The organism is Tsuneonella amylolytica (assembly GCF_003626915.1).
Classification (GTDB): domain Bacteria; phylum Pseudomonadota; class Alphaproteobacteria; order Sphingomonadales; family Sphingomonadaceae; genus Tsuneonella; species Tsuneonella amylolytica.
On record NZ_CP032570.1, the window covers coordinates 1,881,640 to 1,898,202 of the forward strand.

Below are 16,563 nucleotides of genomic sequence, written 5' to 3' on the forward strand. Positions count from 1 at the left end.
CCGTACAAGCTAGAGCGCCCGCCCAAACCAGATCACCCGCCCCACCACGTGTACCTCTGAGCGGTCCATGTCGCTCCAGGTCGGGTATGCGGGATTGTCGCTAGCGATCGTAATCTGCTTGCCTCCCGGCTTGATGGCGACGCGTTTCACCACAAGTGCATCATCGGCGCGAAGGACGTAAATTCCGTCGCGGAGCCGCGAGGCATGATCGGACGCATCGACGAGCACTTCATCGCCGTCGCTGAGCGTGGGCTCCATAGAGTCGCCCATCACGCGCACGATCGACAGGCTGGCGCTTTTTGCCGACGTCAGACTACGGAGCCAGCGCTCATCGAACCCGAAGCGCGTTTGTGCAGTCTCACTCGCCGCCACTGCGCCAAAACCCGCGGATGCCTCGACGTCGAGCACGGGGATTTCCACGAGGCCGTCCCAAACGACGTTGGCCGGGCCACCGAAAACCTGTTCATCGACGCCGAAGAAGCTCGCCAGGATCTTGCGGTCTTCATCGTCGAGCTTGCGGGGCGAGCCTCGCTTGATGAACTGCTGGATGTAGCTGGCATTGCGCCCCAGCAGCCTCGAGATCGATGCATAACCGTATTTGTGCTTCTGGATCAGCCGGTCAAGCTCTTCCCTGACATTCTCCATGGTCAGTCCTCTACGTTTCTCGTCGGGTATAGGATTCTTCCTAGACTCGCAAAATTCTTCCTAGTAGGAACATAACAGGAACGCAAGGAAGATGTGAGTCGAGGCTAGGAGTGATGACGTTGTTGGACCGGATCGAGATACACCTCATCAAGCACCGCATTTCCGCGACACGCTTCGGCCGCCGCGCAGTCGGTGACCCGAGGTTCGTGCTCGACCTGAGAATGGGGAGGCGCCCCAGACGACGCACTCTCGAACGGTTGAATGCCTATCTCGATCGGATCGAACGCGGCAGTGAAGGCAAAGGGCTTACGAGGACGGATCGTCTTTCTGCCGGTCCGCGAGACTGTCAAAGCGGCGAGCAACCTCCTGCCACAGGCGAGCCCCGTCCTTTTCACCGGATCGAGAAAGCGCGTCTATTCTCTCGGCAATGAAAGAGGGCCCGCGATTGCCGTGTGCCTTCTCAACCCAAAGCGCCATGCCCCACAATTCCTGTTCTCGGGTAAGCGTCACATTAGCCAACCGATAGCGCCTGCGATCGCCAACAGCATCGCGGCCCCGATTATCCACGCTTCGAGATGGAGTTTCCAGGCGTTCGCTTCGTCCTCGGCGCGCTCTTCGTCGGTCCGCCAATCGCGCATCAGCACCACGACTCCCGCCGACCGGTCCAGGTGCGGGCCAGGTTTTCCGATACGAGCTGATCGCCTAATGACCGGCCGCTTCGCATTATGACGCGAAGCTTGCGTCCGTACTGGTCCTCATCGCGGTTTCCGATCGGGCGCAGTTCGAACTCGCCTCCGTTGAGCAGCACGACAAGCCGATCCCGTGCACGAATTCCTCTCTCGTATTCGGCGCTGCATTTCGGCGAGGAAATCTCCGGCGTGTCTATATCGGCAATGCGGATTTTCACGCCCTCGAGCCAGATCGTGTCGCCATCGACCACGCACGTCTTTCGGATCGTGCCGCACACGGCAAAGGTATGCGCCCCTGTGGCTTGCGCGCTAGCTATACTCGCCGGCCAATTGGTTCCGACGAGCCCGCCAATAGCTCCCGCCAGCAGACCACCTCCAACAAGCATCGCGAGCGAGCGGCGCTTCGTCCGCTTCTGCCGACGTAACTCCTGGCGGAAGTCGAAGATCAGCGCACTCGGTTTGCTGTCGCACTGCTTGTTTGATCTGCGCCGGAACATCATGCCCAGGCCAGGCAGGTCGCGATGAGGAGCGCGCATTTCATTCTGATTGTCTGCCATCACCGCTGACACGAGCCAAGTCCTGCATATCGTAGTTCCGAAGCTTTTGTGCTAAGATGCGGGCACCTCCTCTCCCAATTTCTTTCAGGAGAGCGGAGATGGGCGGCGCTGGTTTGTGAAGGAGATGGTCGATGAGCGATCCAGACAAATCCCGGAACGCCGGTGGGCAGGATTGGCAGGGCTTTGCCGAGGTCGATCGAGCCATCGCCGAGAACCGATTGACGGCTTACACCTGGAAGAAGACCTGGGCCGACCCTTGGGGGCGTCTCAAGCTAATCATGATCTTCCTAGCCCTTGTAGCATTCGCAGCCTTTGTGATCGTGCAGGACGTAATTCTCTAGTGATCACCATTTCTTGACCTGGTCAGCCGCTTCTTCTGAGGCCCCCCGAGCATCACGGGTGCGACCGTCTAGATAGTCAGTAACACGATCCAGTCGCTGAGAACCGCGAGTTTGTGCTCGCTCGACTTCACGTTCAATCTCCTCGCCCTCTCCGGACAAGTCTGACAGCGTACTTGGAGACACTCCGAGCATTACCGAACCGCGGACATCGCCTTGTGAACTCACATCTGGGCGTGAGACCGGCGAATAAGGAGGCAGGACAAGCTCGTCGGCGATTTCGCCATGCAGCTGATCCGCATAGCTTTCGACGAAGCGCGCCTGCAACTGCTGCCCTTGCGCGCTCATCTGGAACTCGATGTCATCGAAGTGCACCGGGCCGTAATAGTCTCGATTGGCCTCAATCTCGGCCATGCCCCATTCGCGGTAGGCCTGGCTGAGATTGAGCGATCCCGCCGCAGTGGCGCTTTCGTACCAGCTCGCCTGATTCTCCAGACGGCTGGCAAGCTCTTCGGCGCGGCGTGCTTCGACGGTGTAGCTCTGCGCCTCGGTGAGCGAGGTGGTGAGGCCCGAGGCACTGCTCGAGACCAGCGCTTCCGAGCTCGAATTTGTCTCGCGCAGGAAGCCCTCGCGCGTGGTCGACCAGCTCTGGCTCTCGGAGATCTGCCTGAGCGCGCCGAGCAGCCGTGACCGGTCCTCCGACGCGATCCCGATGTCGCTGTCGGTCCAGCTCTGGTTGCGCCCACCTCTCACTCCCAGTGTTGCGGATCCCGCACCGCGTTCACCCTTCAGGCCAAGCCCCGCATCGCCATTGAGGAACCACGAGACACTGATGTCATCTGCGGCGCGGCGCGACAGACCGAATTGCTGCTGAAGCGTCCGCGATGCGTTGTCGACCTCGCTGAATGCGCTGCCGATGCTGTCGCTGTTGGAGGTACCGCTGACGCTCTCGTTCGAGCGCGAGCGCGTGTACGCATCGCGGATCTCGTTAAACCGTGTGACAGCCGAGCTGGTCGATTGCTGGGCGAGGTTGGAGAAGGTCTCGCTCTGCCCGCGGCTCTGGCTCGCCATGGTCGAGAGCCTGCCGCTGAAATCCTGTCCCAGCGTCGGGCTGAACGGATAGCTCGAGGTTGGCACATGCGCGAACTCGGCACCGGGGAAGCTGGTGGTCTGTGTGCCGCTGTCACCGAAGCTGCGCGTCTGGCCCGCGCCATAGGCGATGTTGGGCGCAAGGCTGCCTTGCGCGAACTGGCGCGAGAACACGCTCGAATTGTCGATGTTCGAATTGCCGAGCGAGACATTGCCCGTGCTCGCCTCGCGTGCGGCTTCCTCGGCCGCGTTCTGGCTCGGATTGAGGTAGGAGGTCGCCTGGGTGGAGATGGCCATAGCGCCCTTGGCTACGCCGCCGGCGAGGAACGGCACCGAGGCGATGAGATATCCGGCGAGCACGCCGATATCGCTGTTGACGTCGCTCATTCCGCCAAAGGTCGCCAGGCTGAGCCCGGTGCTGCCGCTCGCTGCGGCGACGTCGCTCGCGCCCTTGAACATCAGGATCATGTGCAGGATGACGAACAGCGGTCCCCAGGCGGCAAGATAGAAGAAGCCGGTGACGTAGCCTCTGAGGGCCAACGGGCCGCTCCTGGGCATCAGGAACAGCGGGAAGAGCACCGGGAACAGCGCGTAGAAAACCACGGTCAGCACGATGTTGAGGATCGGCACCCATTTCATGGCATTGTGCGCGATCGAGGAATAGGTCCGCTCGGTCTGGATGTCGGCGCGGGTCTGGGCGAAGACATCGACGCTGGTCGTGCCGCTGGCGCCGGCAAAGCCGTGCATCGCCTGATTCATCGCATTGATGGTGAGGACCTGGCGGAAGATCGCGCTCGCGCTTTGCGTGACGCCGCTCAGATATTGATAGGCGACCGGCAGATCGGCCAGCAGCTTGGCCCTGGCGAGCGCCTCGGTCTGGCGGGGGTAGAGCTGGCGGCCCGCGACCCGCGTCATCTCGTCGATGAGACCCGCCCACTGGTTCGAGAGCGCCGTATAGGCTTCGCGGCAGGTGACGATCGAGGCGGTGACGCTGTCGTCGCTTTGTCGGGTTACGAACTTCTGCGCGCGCGCCGCGCTGCCCGGCGCGATGGTCGCCCAGATGTCACTGCTCTGCGACAACTCCTTCATCGAATAGCGGCCGAGCAGGATGTCATAGAACACGCATTGCCGGACATGCTCGTCAAAATTGGCGGCGAACTCGGGATCGTTGATGCGCAGGGAGCGCGTCGCCTCGAGCAGCCGCGCGCCGTAGATCATGCCGTTCTTCGAATAGTTGAGATCGTCCGGCAGGCCGAAGACGAGCTCGGCCGAACGGGTGAGATAGTCGCCGGCCTGGCTGGTGAAGCTCGCCATAAGCGCCAAGCCGAGCGGGACGTTGGCGACCGCGGCCGGAGCGAGGCTTGGGTTGACGCGGTCGGTGACGTGCACGTCCATCCGCGGCACCATCAGGCACATGTAGATGAGCGTCGCGCCAAGGAACCAGTTGAGCCAGGCGCGCCAGTCTTGATTGAAGGCAAGCACGACAACCGCCAGCGCCATGCCCATGACCAGCGCGACCTGGATCAGGCTCTTGTAGCCGCCGGCACCGGTCCAGGCCGCGACTGCGTTCAGGACGTTGACGATGTATTCGCCGCCGCCGACCGTGAATATCTCGACCACTTGCTTGATCCCTTACGGTACGATCGAGCGCGACTGCAGCCCGCGCGACCAGTCGAGCGCCGCAGCCATCGAGGGTGACATTGAGGCGGCGAGCATGTTCTCGATCATCGCGGTCTTCTCGATGATCTGGACGATCGCGGTGATGCGTGCCTGTCCGTTGGCCTGCCGGTGCGCAAGCTGGCTGCGGACCTCCGCCACTTGTGCGCGCCACAGGGCGAGCTTGGCTTCGTCGGCGGCAATGAAACTGGCCATTGAGCGGCCGGCTTCGGAGACGATCCGCTCGAGGATCGCATGGAGCAGATCGATGCTGGCGACTTCGGCGAGGGTTGCGCGGTCATCGGTCGCCATGCCGCGTCCAAACGCCGCCTGCACGGTGAGGATCTTGTAGAGCGGCAGCGACGCGACCTGGAGCAGTTCCTTTTCGGCCTCGCCGATCGCGGTGTCGGTGCGGATCGCCTCCACCATGTTGCCGATCATCAGAGCGACGCGCGGGCGGATCGCCTTCGCGCTGGCAAGGCTCAATTGCTGGAAGCTCGGATTGAGACACTGGTCGGTCTCGTCGCACTGGAAGACGCGCACGCTCTGGCCCTGCGTCCCGTCGAGCAGCGCTGTCACCAGCGTCGAGGAGGCGTCGCCCGCAAAGGGCACGAACCTGCCGGGCTCGTCGTCCTTGGGCGGCACGTAGATGACCGTTCCGATCAAGGTCATCGCGTATTCGGCAAGCTCGCGGTCGAAGGTGCCGCCGGGGTTGAAGAAGGCGCTCTGCTTGAGGACATGCCAGGTGTAGTTGCGCGGCACCCCGGGATTGACGTCGGCGAAGTCCTCGCCGCCGTTCTCGTTGGTCGAAGCGCGCTGCCCTCGGGTACCGCAGCCATGCTTGGCCGCGGCATAATCGGTGAAGATGCCTTCGGAATTGCCGATCGCTTCGCAGATCGCCTTGTCGGCAAGATCGCCCTTGGGCCACACGCCACCGACGAGCCCTTGCGCCATTTCGCAGGAGTTGATCGACAGCTCGTTCATGAGCTGCGCCTTCTGGCTGAACTCCTGCATGATCTTGTTGCACTCGGGGCAGATCGTGTCGATCGCGAGGCTGAAGGCGAAGCCAACCGCGTTGTTGGCGACCGCCTTCAGCAGCGCGACCATCTCGCTGGCATTGATGAACGAAAAGGAGCCGGCGAAGATGTCGATCCCGCCGCAGCCGGCCCGCGCGCGCGGCAGTTGAAGATTGGCGATGTTGGTCGTCTTCTGCGGGAAGCGGGTCCAGACATTGCCCATGCTGTAATAGCCCGCCGACTGGCCTTCGAAGGCGGTCGGCCCGGTGACGTTCGCCGCCCCGCCCATGTCATCCATGAACCGGTCCATGCTGTCGCCGACGTTCGCCGATGCTGGTCCCGAGATCGGGGCGGCGACCATGCTCGTGGCGGCCAGTGCAAGCGCAACGGTTCTAAGCCTAGTAGTCATGTCCGGCTTCCTTCGAGGTGAGGAGATAGATGCGGTCCTGCAGCTCGTCGGCCGAGAGCACGCCGTAGCCGATCGGGATCGGGCGCTTCCCGACGCTGTCCCACAGCACCACCGCCGGGGTTATCCCGGGCTCGAGCCCCATGCGCGGCCGCTGGCCCTTCTCGACACTGTAGTCCGGGAAGTGCCGCGACGGCCCGCCATCGGTCGAGATCGCGCGCACGGTGATGCGCCAGCGTGACGCGACCGCCTTGACGATCGGGCTCATGACCTCGCAGGCGCCGCAGGTCTGGGCGAAGAAGTAGAACAGGCCGTAGCGCTCAGAGAGCCGGGCCATGGCGACGTCGCGCTCGGCCGCGCGGGTATCCTGCCACTGCTTCTTGGCGAGCGCGCCGACGGGACGTTCGAGCGTGTAGTCGAGCGCCGGGTCCTGCCACAGCGCGCGCTGCCAGACGTCGGAGAACAGCGAGGCACGGTCGAGCTGTTCGCGCTGGAAGCGGATGTAGGCGGCGACATTGTCCGGCGTGGGATGGAGGATCGCTTGCGCCTTCAGTTCGCGTAAGGTGCCCGTGATCGCGTCGAGCTCTTCCGCGACACTTGTCGAGGCCTGCGGCTGCGGCTCTGTCTCACGAGGCGCGGGCGCAGGCCTCACGCAGTAGAACCAGTAGCCGAGCTTGCGCTCCGCGCAGTAGAGCGCGTCGGCCGCACCGGTTGGGGGACCTGCGTCCTGCGCGGCCAGCGGGCCAGCCATGTACAAGCCTGCCGCCGCGCAGAGCGCGAGTTTGGTGGCGCTCCGCATCACTGTGCTTCCCTTGCGTAATAGTCCTGGATCTTCTGCTGGATGATGGTGCTGGTCTCGAGCTCGTCCGGCAGCCGCGCGGCGTCGGTGAACTCGGCATAGACTTCGGAGAAATCCATCTGGCTGAGGTCGAGCCGCGCGAACTCGTCGAGCGTGAAACCCGTGCAGGTCTCGGTCTTCGGCTTGCCCCAGGGCTTGGGCAGCTGTCGCCGGCCCTGCTCCTGCAGGATCCGCGAGAGCTTGGACTCAAAGCAGCAGTAGACCTTCTTCTTGGTCAGACACACGCCGAGGAAGCTGTCGGAGCAATAGGTGCCGACATAGGCGCAGAGGCCCTGCGCATCGCGCTCGTGCAGCAGGACTTCCTCGCGATCGCAGCCGAGCGCCACCAGCAGGCTGATCCCGGGGATGAGCGGGAATCCCTTGCCCTTGCAGCAGTTGAGCACGCCGAAGACCTTCGACGAGCAGGTGTCGCGGGTTCCGCGAAACAGCGTCAGCGTTTGCGAGTCGAACTGCCCGCGCGCCTCGTTCATCGCGTGAAGCGCGGTCACCGCATCCTTGAACTCGTCATTCGCTTTGCGCTCGATCGTCTCGCAAGAGCCGTCGATGCAGTAGACGTCGCCGTCGCAGACATATTGGGTGCCACCCGTTTCACCGGCCGGAAGCGGGCATTCGTAGACGCGCTCCCAGGTTTCGCATGCTTCGTCGCCGCTCAGACACTCCTCGCGCACGAAGCGGCAGCTTCCCTCATCCTCGAGCGCAGAGCAGTCGCTGGCGGCGCTTCGGGTGACGCAGCTGTAGCTGCGCTGCCAGGCCCAGCAGGGCCGGGTGACCGCGATGCCGTCCACTATCCGGGTCTGCGGCGCGCTGTCGGTGCAGATTTCCGCGTCGAGCGTGCAATTGCCGTTGCTCGCGAAACCGGCGCACTGACTCTCGTCGGGGGTGGCAGACACGTCCGTGGCGCTTGTGACCGCATAAGGCGTCCGGCCCGATACCGGAGCATCGCAGGTAATTTCGGTCAGGGGTTCGCCCGGTTCCGAGCAGAACCGTGTGTGTCCGTTGTCGAACCATTGCAAGCAGCGGCCCTCGCGCTGGCCGGTCGCGCGGCAGCTCGCGTCGGCAAAGCCTTCGCAGATTGGCTCGCCCAAGCTGTTGAAGTCGCCGAACCTGCTGCAAAGGTAGTGATACTGCGGCCGCCGGGTGACGCTCGCGACAAGCGGGACCGCGCATTGGCCGGCGCTCTGGTCGATCCTTGTGCCGGTATTGCAGGTCGCGAAGTACGTTCCCGCCGATCCCGCGCCGGGAGGAAGCGGCACGCAGGAACCCTGCGCACCCCCTACCGCCATCCCGCTGGTGTAGTCGAGCGGGGTCTCGCTGATCGTCCGGCTCCGCGCGAGCATGTCGGAGATGTCCTGCGGGTCGAACTTGGCGCGGCTGGTCATGCTGTCGCGGATCGTGCGCAGCGCCGGGTTCGTTGTTGCAGCGGCGCGTGCGCGGGCCTCGATCTGCTCGGGGCTCTGCGCAAGATTCTGTAAGCCGCGCGACGCCTGCGGATCGTAATTGGGCAGGCGGTTCGCATCGACCGGCGCCGAAGCCGCGTCGCGCGCGGTGTCTAGCAGGTCGCTTGCTGTCTGCTTGCCGTCGGCCCTGGCCGCCTCGGTGGTCTGGGCGGTGCTCGCGCCCGGCACAGCAAGGATCAGCGCGAGCACAGCGGCAACCATCCGCGTCATGGCCGGTCTCCTTCGAGGCGGGCGAGGTGGAGCCGTGCAAGCGCCGCGCCGGGGCCGCCGCCTCCGGCGAAGGTTTCGAGAACATGGGCGACGCTGACATTACCGGCGATGCGGTCATGCGGCGGGACCGCGCTCGTGCAATCGAACCCGTCGCACGGGCTGAAATCGGTGCTGAGCATGACGAAGCTCGGCGCGGCCTTTATGTCGAAGGCGCGAAAGAGCCGAGGATCGATGCCGAGCGAGCCCGCTTCGCTGCCATCGCTCCAGATCGCCGCGAGGCGCTTCTTGAAGCCTTCGCTGTCGCCCTGCGGAAAGCCGCGCAGCACCGTGACCCCGCCCGCGCGGCGCATGTCGCGCACCAACGCTTTCAGGGATTCCGGCGGCATCGACAGCGAGACAAAGGCAATGAAGCGTGGGCCTTCGCTCAGCGATGCCGCCTCGGCCTGCGCCTGGGCACGGACCATGGCGTCGAAGTTGAGTGGGTCAGCAGTGAGATCGGTGCCGACGCTTTGGGCATAGGCCGCGCGCTTGGCCTGCGCGGCGTCCTGCGTGCTTCGTGCATCCTCGGCGAGCACGTCTGCCCGCTCGCGCACCGCGGTGGCCAGCGCCTCCGCATCGCCGGCGTGCTCGGAGGCGCGCGCACGGATCGCAGCGAGATCGAGGTGGTCCGATTCGCTCTGCGCGAGCGCCAGGCCGCCAAGCGAAAGGGCGAAGACAAACGGGACAAGGAGGAGGGGCTTGTTCATAGCGCGCAGCAGTTCCTCTTGCGCCAGACGAGGTAACCCATGTCCTCGCCGATGGCGGGGACGACCTGTCCGGGCTCCTGGAGGGTGGTGGAGGTGCCGATCGGCGGGCAGGCGTAGCGCCCGCTCGTCGCCGGGTTGGGATTGGTGGCCTGGAAGCGGTATTGCTGCTTGCGCATCACCGGCATCAGATATTTGCCGCAAAGACCCTTGGAGCCCATCGTGCCCCACGAGACGAGCTCGCGGTGGAGCTTGTAGGCGAACCGCGAGAGCACGAGCCGCGAGGCCTGCACGTGCCCGATCGAGGCCGAGACATTGCCGTTCATCGGGTACATCGAGCCTTGGCAGCCCGCGCACCAGAACATCTCGTCGATCGGGAGTTTCGCGGTCGCCGCGGCGCAGTCGGCGGCGCAGGCCGCCAGCGCTAGCGGATTGGCGAACAGGACCGCTTCGGGATTGATGATCGCGGTGAGCTCGCTGTCCTGCCACAGCGGATCGATCTCGGAGATGTAGAGGATGTCGATCGAGCCGGGCTCGAGGCAGAGGAAATCGGCCACGATCTCCATCCAGTAGATCAGCGGATAGGCGTACCAGTGGACGTGCCAGCTCGAGTAATACTGGCTCGCCCCGCCCACCGCCGAGGGTCCGGAAATCGAACGGAAGCCGATATCGAAGCCGGGATCGAGCTTCATTCCGCCCAGATTGACGAAGCACCAGGGCTTCATGCTGACATCGGCGAGCCGTACCGGCTCCCAGAAACCCATCGCGATGCCGGGCCTTACGCCGCACAGGCACAGCGGCAAGTCGGGATTGTCGGGATCGGGTCGGTTCGAGGGCCAGATCTCCAGCCCACCGACCGAGATCGGGAACAGGCACGACCAGCAGATGTCGGTGATCGGGTTGACGAAGCTGCCGGTGCACTTGCCCGGCCCGGCATCGGCCGCGGCGGGCGTTGCCAGTGCCAGCGACACGGCAGCGAGGAGGGCCGCTGCGAGCTTGTGGAAGAGCCTCATCGCGCCGTCTCCTTCTTCGCGGGAAGCGCGACCTCGCTCACCGCGAGCAGTCGGCCTTGCTGGCGCACGCGCGCGGGCACGGCCCTGATTCCGAAGCGCTCGGTGAGCTTGCCGCCCTGGTCGAAATAGAAGCGGCGCTGGCGGGCTTTCATCAGCTCGAGCGGTGCGCCCCTGACCAGGATCAGCTTGGCCTGGCGATCCTTTTTGAGCGCCCAGGCGACCTGCGCCGGGTCGTCGCCGTCGAGAAACAGGAGGTCGGCGCGCAAGCTCACGCTGTCGAGTGGGTTGACCCTGGTTCCCGCGGCATGGATCAGCTCGCCCTTCGCGCCCCTGATATCGGCGGCGAGCGTGATCGTCGGATCGAACGACCAGCTGCGATCGTCGATCGCCCGCGCGATCCCCGCAACCGGGTCCGGGCGATTGACGCGCGCCACGGTACGGCGCTTCAACCGGTCGTTGAGCTTCGCGGTTTCGCCCGACTTTTCCATCGCGATCAGGCGCGACTGGATCTGGTCGAGCAGATCGCGCTCGATCACCGGAAAGACCGCGCCTTGCTGGCCGAAGTCGCGCGCCTGCGCGGCGGCCGGCAGGGCAAGAGCGATTGTCAGGACAAGCGCGAGCCGGATCACAGGATCGCCCCCCCGCTGCCGAGGATCTGCCCCGCACAGACGAAGCCGATCGCGCCGTAGCGGCTGTCGAGCCCGCGCGGATGATCCGTGCCGGTGTAGTAGCAGTTTGCCGGGATCGTTCCTGCGGGACCGCGCGTCAGCGGAATGCCGAGGCGGGTCACGGCGAGGCGCGTCGCGATCTTCTCGCCGTTGACGAACACGTCCATGCCTTCGTGGCTCACGACATCGCCGGGCAGACCGAGCACGCGTTTGCCGAACATCTGCGGGTCGGGTCCGAAATGGGTCTCGACCAGCGTGCTCGGCGGCGGCTCGAAGAAGATCAGGCTGCCGCGCTCGATCGGTGCGCGCTTGTCCAGCCAGAACGCCCAGTTGGGCAGGCTCGGGCTCGCGTTGAGCAGCAGAGCGTGGTCCTTGCTCAAGGCGTCGAGCGGCGCCCAGGCCAACGGCAAGGCGCACAGCGCGCAGAGGATCAGCGGACGGCGCCAGTGAATGAAGGGACGCTTCATCGGCGCGGCTCCTGCTGGAGCTTGTCGGCAATCCGCCGCTCGAGCTCGGGCGTCGCATCCTCGGCCGCGCCCGCGAGCACCGCCTCGGCCACCAACACGACCCGACCGTCGCCGCCCATTTCGGCGACCGACGCTTCGGCGGCCTTCAGATAGGCAAGGCTCGCCGCCTGCACGGCCTCCGGTCCGGCATCGGCGCGCGCGGCTTCGTCGACGAACTTGCCGATGGTCTCGGCGAGCCGGACGGTAACGATCCGGGGCGGTGGGTTCTCGGTCACCGCGCGCGTGATCCACGCGGCCCAGAGCAGCGCAGCGGCAAGGCCGAGCGTCGCGAGAATGCCGAGGGCCAGCCTGGGGTGGGGGAGCCGCAGTCTAGTCATGACGCCTGTCTCCTTCGGCAAGGCGGCGCTCGAGCCGCCGGAGGAAGGCCGGCAGGCGCAGCAGCGCGTAACCGCCTCCGGCAAACAGGAACGCGACCTTGAGGTCCTGGCTGAACAGGTGCCGGGCGACCGGCTCGGCGAGCCGGTAGTGATCGGCGAGGTTGCCGAGCTGCGCGAACAGCAGTCCCAGATCCCACCCTGCGAGGAACAGGAACGCGAACAGCGGCAGGCCGAGCACGACGAGCACGATGTTCATCGCAAATCCCGCCGCCTCGATCAGAACGAGGCAGGTGCCCTGCGCCAGCGACCTCGTGTCGATCTGCCTCGCCCGGCTTTGCCCGCTTGCAATGCGATCGACCGGCGTTTCGTAGTCGAGGGCCATCATGCGGCTCCTCGGGCCGAGCCGGCGATGCCCGCGACATGGCCGATCGCCCTGTCGAGCGGCATGCCGTCGGCGACATGCTTGTGGATCGCGGCATAGGTGTCGGGATCGGACGAGAAGATTGTCGCCGAGAACGGGTCGAGCACGAGCCGGCCGACCGCCTCTATCTCTGGCCCCTTGATGTAGACTTCGCTGTATTCGGTGCCCGAGCGCTTGAGACTGCGGATCAGCGTCTCGGTGCGGTCGTCCATGTCGAGCCGCGCTTCCTTGCGGAAATCGGCGATGGTCTCGGCCTTCTGCTGGAGCACCAGCATCCAGTCGCTGTTCTCGAGCGCGGCGCGGGCGCCGTCCGACTTGTAGTAGTCGTTGAGGGATTGCGTGGCGGTGGCAAGCGCGCCGCCGTACTTGCGCGCGGTGCGGGCATAGGTCTCGACGAACTCGCCCATCGAGCCGCCCTTGAGCATGGCCCAGGCTTCATCGATCAGCAGCAGCTTCTTCGTGGAGCGCGAGGAGCGGGTCATCGCCTGGCCTGTCATGAACATGATCGCCGAAAGGACCACGCTCCGCAGCTCCTCGCGCGAGGCAAGATCGCTCATCTCGAAGACGGTGAAATCGTCCTCGAAGGCGAAGCTCGCCTTGCCGGAGAAGAAACCGGCATAGCTGCCGCCGCGGCAGAACGGACCAATCGCGGTCGCCAGTTCCTTGCCGGCCTCACTTTCGGCGGAATGCAGCGCATGCGCGACATCGTCGATGCTGCCGCCGCTGCCGAGGCTGTCCCAGACCTGCGTGATCGCGCGGTCGATCAGGCCTCGCTCGGTATCGCTGGGCGCCGTGCTCGGGCGCGCCATCTGCCCGACGATCGCCTTGATCATCGCGAAGCAGTCGAGCCGGTAATCCTCGTCGCTTTCGGCGCGGGCATCGTCGACCATCGAGAACGGGTTCAGCGAGAAGCCCGAAGCGAGCGTGAACTCGACAAAGCGCCCCCCCTGCAGCTTGACCGAGTGCTCGAAGCTGCGCCCGTCGTCGATCACCACGACCTTGGCGCCCGCGCCCCTCAGCGCCGCGCAGAGCTCCTGCAGCAGCACCGACTTGCCCGAGCCCGACTTGCCGCAGATCGCGATGTTGTGGTTGCCCGCGCGATTCTCGAAGGGCGACCAGAAGAAGGGCTGGCCGCGCCGTCCGACGAGCAGCAGATGCGGGATGTCGCTGCCGAGATACTCGCCCTGCATCGGCGCGATGTTCGCCGCGGTCGTCGAGAGCATGGTCTTGAGGCGCTTGAGCCTCGCCATGTCGCTTGCGAGACCGTCGGCAAGGCTCAGCGGGAAGGCGGCGATCAGCCCCTGGAGCTGGAGGAAGCGCTCGTCGGCGAGGTCCCAGCCCGCCGCCTTGTAGATCGCCTTGACCACGCGCTCGTGCGTGTCGCCCTGGCCGAGCGGCGAGATCGTGGTCAGGCCGTAGAACAGCTTGACCAGCTTCTTGCCCGCCTGGAGCTCGGCCTGGACATGGCGCCATTCGGCCGATTGCTCGCCGAGCCTCGGCAGGAAGCGCGCGCTCTTCGTATCCGAGAGGCTGGTCGTGCGCATGAACTTGTAGCCCGCGCGCGCGGCGGCGGCTTCCTGGTCGGGATAGACGAGGCACAGCATTGTCGCCGTGGGGCACGGGAAACGCAGCTTGTCGGTGAACATGTCGCCGATGAGGCGCGCGCATTCCCACGGCGCCCAGCGCTCGGGCGTCGAGCGCACGGCATAGTGGCGCAGATCGAAGCGGTCGGGATAGCATTCGCCGACCTGCGGCACGCCGTCGCGGTCGCGGCCGATCTCGCGGAAGCGCTCGGTGCGCAGGATCAACCGGTCGTCCTCGACCTCGAGTTCGATGTCGCGGCGGATCGCCTGGACATCGAGCGTCTCGTGGCGATTCCAGTCTATCCGGTCGGGCTCGCGCGCCGTGGTCGGCGAGGTCAGCTCGTCGATCAGCGCGAGCAGGCCGTGCGGTTCGAGACTGGCTGCGTGCAGTCCCAGCGAATGGAGCATGCCGAGAAGACCTTCGCGGCATTCGGTGAGTTCGGCATCGCTCGCATTGCCTGGCACGGGAACGCCCAGCGACAGGATCAGCCGGGTGGCGCGCGCGTGGAACGGCGCATGCGCCGAGCCCGATTGCCAGACCAGATCGTACAGACGCTGCGTGCGTGCCCGCGCGATCGCCTCGTAGATCCCGCCCTGCTCGTAGCGCGGTGCGAACCATGGTCCGACCACCGAGCCGATCCTGGGCGAAGCGAAATTGAGCACCTGCAGGCAGGCGCCCGCCGGCATCCCTTCGGAGAAGAACTGCCCGAGGATCTCGCCGGTGCGCTCGTCCGCGCCCACCAGCGGGGTCACTTCGAGCACGAAACCCTTCGACGCGCGGTTGCGGTAGAGGCCGGTACGCTCGTCATAGACCCGGTAGGGCAGCCAGTCCGACAGCATGTCGAGCATCAGCGGCGCGCGAGCATGCTCCGCGCGGTCGGTGTCGGCGAACAGGCCGGAGAGCACCGCGTCGCGCGCGGCGCCAAGCGAAAAGCTCACTTCTGGTCTCCTTGTTCTGGGGCTGTTTCGGAAAGCGAAAGGGGCACCCGGCCGGGGGAGGCGTTACGACCGGGTGCCCCAGGTTCCGGCGCGTCTGCGCCGGGTATCGCCGGACCGGGCTGCGAGGGGAGGAACAGCTGGTCCGGCAATTCGGGGAGGTTGGGATTCTTGGAATTCTCGGGCTCGGGCGCGCGGGCGACCGACTGGCCGATCGCGCGCAGCAGTTCGCCGGTCCCACTCGGCTGCCGCCAGCCCGCGCCGACTGGCTCGGGCAGCACGACCTGGACCACGCGGGCCTCATGCTCGCGCCCGGCTTCGTCGCGGTGCGCGGCGAGCACGATGCGCAGACTGCGACCCACGGACGTCCGACCCTGTGCGGAAGAGACGGGCAGCGTCTCCTGACCGGCAGCCGCGCCGGTCGCCTGCGCGTCGATCAGCGAGGTCGGTGCGCAGGTGCCCTCGGGCGCGCGGCAGGCGAAATTGCCCTCGACGTTGCCGCCGAGCGTGGCGCAGCCGGCGAGAAGCGATGCCGCGAAGATCCCGCAGGCGAGGTTGCGGATGCACGCGCTCATGACCGCGGCCCCTTTTCTCCCGCGGCGAACGCGCGCAGCGTCTGGGCATCGCGGAAGCCTTGGAGCACCGCGCCGTCGCTGGCCCGAACGATGACCGGCGTACCGGCAAATCCGTTCGCTTTCGCGAACGCTTCGTTAGCGTCGAGCGCTTTGGCATTGGCGCAGGATTTGCCGGTGCCCTGCAATTCTCCGGCATAGGCGGCGTGAAGCGCCTTTTCCGGGTCCTTCGCGCAGAGCACCGTCTCGGAAAGCTGCCGACTCGCCGCGCCGAAGATCGAGATCGGGCGCTCCTCGACCTGGAGCTTCGCCTTGACGAGTTCGGCCGCGAGACGCTGGCAATAGCCGCACTGGAAATCGGAGAAGACCACCAGCCTCGCACCCTTCGGGTTGCCCCAGCGGATTGCGCCCTCGGCGGGCAGGCTCGCAAGATCGACCGTCTTTGCCGCTTCCGACGGGATGGTCTCGTTTTGTTCCGAACGTGCCCGGGCGCCGCCCGCGGCGAGCAGATCGGGATTGAGTTCAAGCAGCCGCGCGGCGGTAACATCGCGCCGCTCTTCCATGTCGTAGAGTCGGCCCACGAAGAGGTAGCGGGCGGTCTCGTCGATATAGAACAGCGTGTCGCCCGAGACGACCTCGCACCACGGACCGAGCGTATCGCAGGTCAGCGCATCGACCGGTGTTTTCGGGAGGCGCAGCTTGAGCGCGGCGGCGACATCGCTTGCGAGACTCGCCGCATTGGCGGGAAGCGCGGTGACGGCGGCGACCCCGAGGCTCAGCACCGTGGCGGCGCCGGTCATCGCGAGCGCGACATGGGTGGCGCGGGCTTTCAGGCCTGGGCGGGTGTGCGTGAAATTCATG

General features: G+C 65.6%; 18 protein-coding genes. 1 reads left to right on the forward strand and 17 read right to left on the reverse strand.

The window, feature by feature from the left end; genetic code table 11:
- Positions 1-9 precede the first annotated feature (9 nt).
- The 4 genes from D4766_RS09225 to D4766_RS09235 all read right to left on the reverse strand — a co-directional run bounded on the left by D4766_RS09225 (position 10) and on the right by D4766_RS09235 (position 1,891).
- Positions 10-645, reverse strand: a complete 636-nt coding sequence (locus D4766_RS09225) for a S24 family peptidase (RefSeq protein ID WP_120717199.1) — start codon at positions 643-645, stop codon at positions 10-12.
- Positions 646-951: 306 nt separating this feature from the next.
- A complete protein-coding gene (locus D4766_RS14230) occupies positions 952-1,212 on the reverse strand; it encodes a DUF6961 family protein (protein WP_407701492.1) in 261 nt (86 codons plus the stop codon).
- Complete coding sequence (locus tag D4766_RS13840; RefSeq protein ID WP_162935725.1) at positions 1,152-1,289, reverse strand: hypothetical protein; 138 nt, start codon at positions 1,287-1,289, stop codon at positions 1,152-1,154. The genes D4766_RS14230 and D4766_RS13840 overlap by 61 nt, the downstream gene beginning before the upstream one ends.
- On the reverse strand, positions 1,283-1,891 hold the full coding sequence (locus D4766_RS09235; protein WP_325049074.1) for a thermonuclease family protein: 609 nt from the start codon (positions 1,889-1,891) through the stop codon (positions 1,283-1,285). The genes D4766_RS13840 and D4766_RS09235 overlap by 7 nt, the downstream gene beginning before the upstream one ends.
- 131 nt (positions 1,892-2,022) lie before the next feature.
- Here D4766_RS09235 and D4766_RS09240 point away from each other — a divergent pair, with 131 nt between their 5' ends.
- Positions 2,023-2,232, forward strand: coding sequence for a hypothetical protein (locus D4766_RS09240; RefSeq protein ID WP_120717201.1), 210 nt, complete (start codon positions 2,023-2,025; stop codon positions 2,230-2,232).
- 3 nt (positions 2,233-2,235) lie between these two features.
- Here the strand turns inward: D4766_RS09240 and D4766_RS09245 are convergent, their stop codons facing one another.
- The 13 genes from D4766_RS09245 to D4766_RS09305 are packed head-to-tail and all read right to left on the reverse strand — an operon-like array spanning position 2,236 to position 16,562.
- The gene (locus D4766_RS09245) at positions 2,236-4,938 is read right to left on the reverse strand and encodes a conjugal transfer protein TraG N-terminal domain-containing protein (protein ID WP_120717202.1); all 2,703 of its coding nucleotides are present in this window, start codon (positions 4,936-4,938) and stop codon (positions 2,236-2,238) included.
- Between the two features lie 12 nt (positions 4,939-4,950).
- Positions 4,951-6,399, reverse strand: coding sequence for a conjugal transfer protein TraH (locus tag D4766_RS09250; RefSeq protein WP_120717203.1), 1,449 nt, complete (start codon positions 6,397-6,399; stop codon positions 4,951-4,953).
- Entirely contained in the window at positions 6,389-7,147 is a 759-nt protein-coding gene (traF, locus tag D4766_RS09255) for a conjugal transfer protein TraF (protein ID WP_234024943.1), read from the reverse strand. The genes D4766_RS09250 and traF overlap by 11 nt, the downstream gene beginning before the upstream one ends.
- A gap of 47 nt (positions 7,148-7,194) precedes the next feature.
- Entirely contained in the window at positions 7,195-8,922 is a 1,728-nt protein-coding gene (gene traN, locus D4766_RS09260) for a conjugal transfer protein TraN (protein WP_120717205.1), read from the reverse strand.
- Positions 8,919-9,668 carry a type-F conjugative transfer system pilin assembly protein TrbC gene (gene trbC, locus D4766_RS09265; RefSeq protein WP_120717206.1) on the reverse strand — a complete coding sequence of 250 codons (750 nt, stop codon included), beginning with the start codon at positions 9,666-9,668 and terminating at the stop codon, positions 8,919-8,921. The genes traN and trbC overlap by 4 nt, the downstream gene beginning before the upstream one ends.
- Entirely contained in the window at positions 9,665-10,678 is a 1,014-nt protein-coding gene (traU, locus tag D4766_RS09270; protein ID WP_120717207.1) for a conjugal transfer pilus assembly protein TraU, read from the reverse strand. The genes trbC and traU overlap by 4 nt, the downstream gene beginning before the upstream one ends.
- Positions 10,675-11,307, reverse strand: coding sequence for a type-F conjugative transfer system protein TraW (gene traW, locus D4766_RS09275; RefSeq protein ID WP_120717208.1), 633 nt, complete (start codon positions 11,305-11,307; stop codon positions 10,675-10,677). Before traW ends, traU begins: the two co-directional genes overlap by 4 nt.
- Entirely contained in the window at positions 11,304-11,813 is a 510-nt protein-coding gene (locus D4766_RS09280; protein WP_120717209.1) for a S26 family signal peptidase, read from the reverse strand. The genes traW and D4766_RS09280 overlap by 4 nt, the downstream gene beginning before the upstream one ends.
- Positions 11,810-12,190, reverse strand: a complete 381-nt coding sequence (locus D4766_RS09285; RefSeq protein ID WP_120717210.1) for a TrbI F-type domain-containing protein — start codon at positions 12,188-12,190, stop codon at positions 11,810-11,812. The genes D4766_RS09280 and D4766_RS09285 overlap by 4 nt, the downstream gene beginning before the upstream one ends.
- Complete coding sequence (locus D4766_RS09290; RefSeq protein ID WP_120717211.1) at positions 12,183-12,572, reverse strand: hypothetical protein; 390 nt, start codon at positions 12,570-12,572, stop codon at positions 12,183-12,185. The genes D4766_RS09285 and D4766_RS09290 overlap by 8 nt, the downstream gene beginning before the upstream one ends.
- A complete protein-coding gene (gene traC / locus D4766_RS09295) occupies positions 12,572-15,133 on the reverse strand; it encodes a type IV secretion system protein TraC (RefSeq protein WP_120717212.1) in 2,562 nt (853 codons plus the stop codon). Before traC ends, D4766_RS09290 begins: the two co-directional genes overlap by 1 nt.
- Positions 15,130-15,705, reverse strand: coding sequence for a hypothetical protein (locus tag D4766_RS09300; RefSeq protein ID WP_120717213.1), 576 nt, complete (start codon positions 15,703-15,705; stop codon positions 15,130-15,132). Before D4766_RS09300 ends, traC begins: the two co-directional genes overlap by 4 nt.
- On the reverse strand, positions 15,702-16,562 hold the full coding sequence (locus tag D4766_RS09305) for a DsbC family protein (protein WP_120717214.1): 861 nt from the start codon (positions 16,560-16,562) through the stop codon (positions 15,702-15,704). The genes D4766_RS09300 and D4766_RS09305 overlap by 4 nt, the downstream gene beginning before the upstream one ends.
- Position 16,563: the final 1 nt, after the last annotated feature.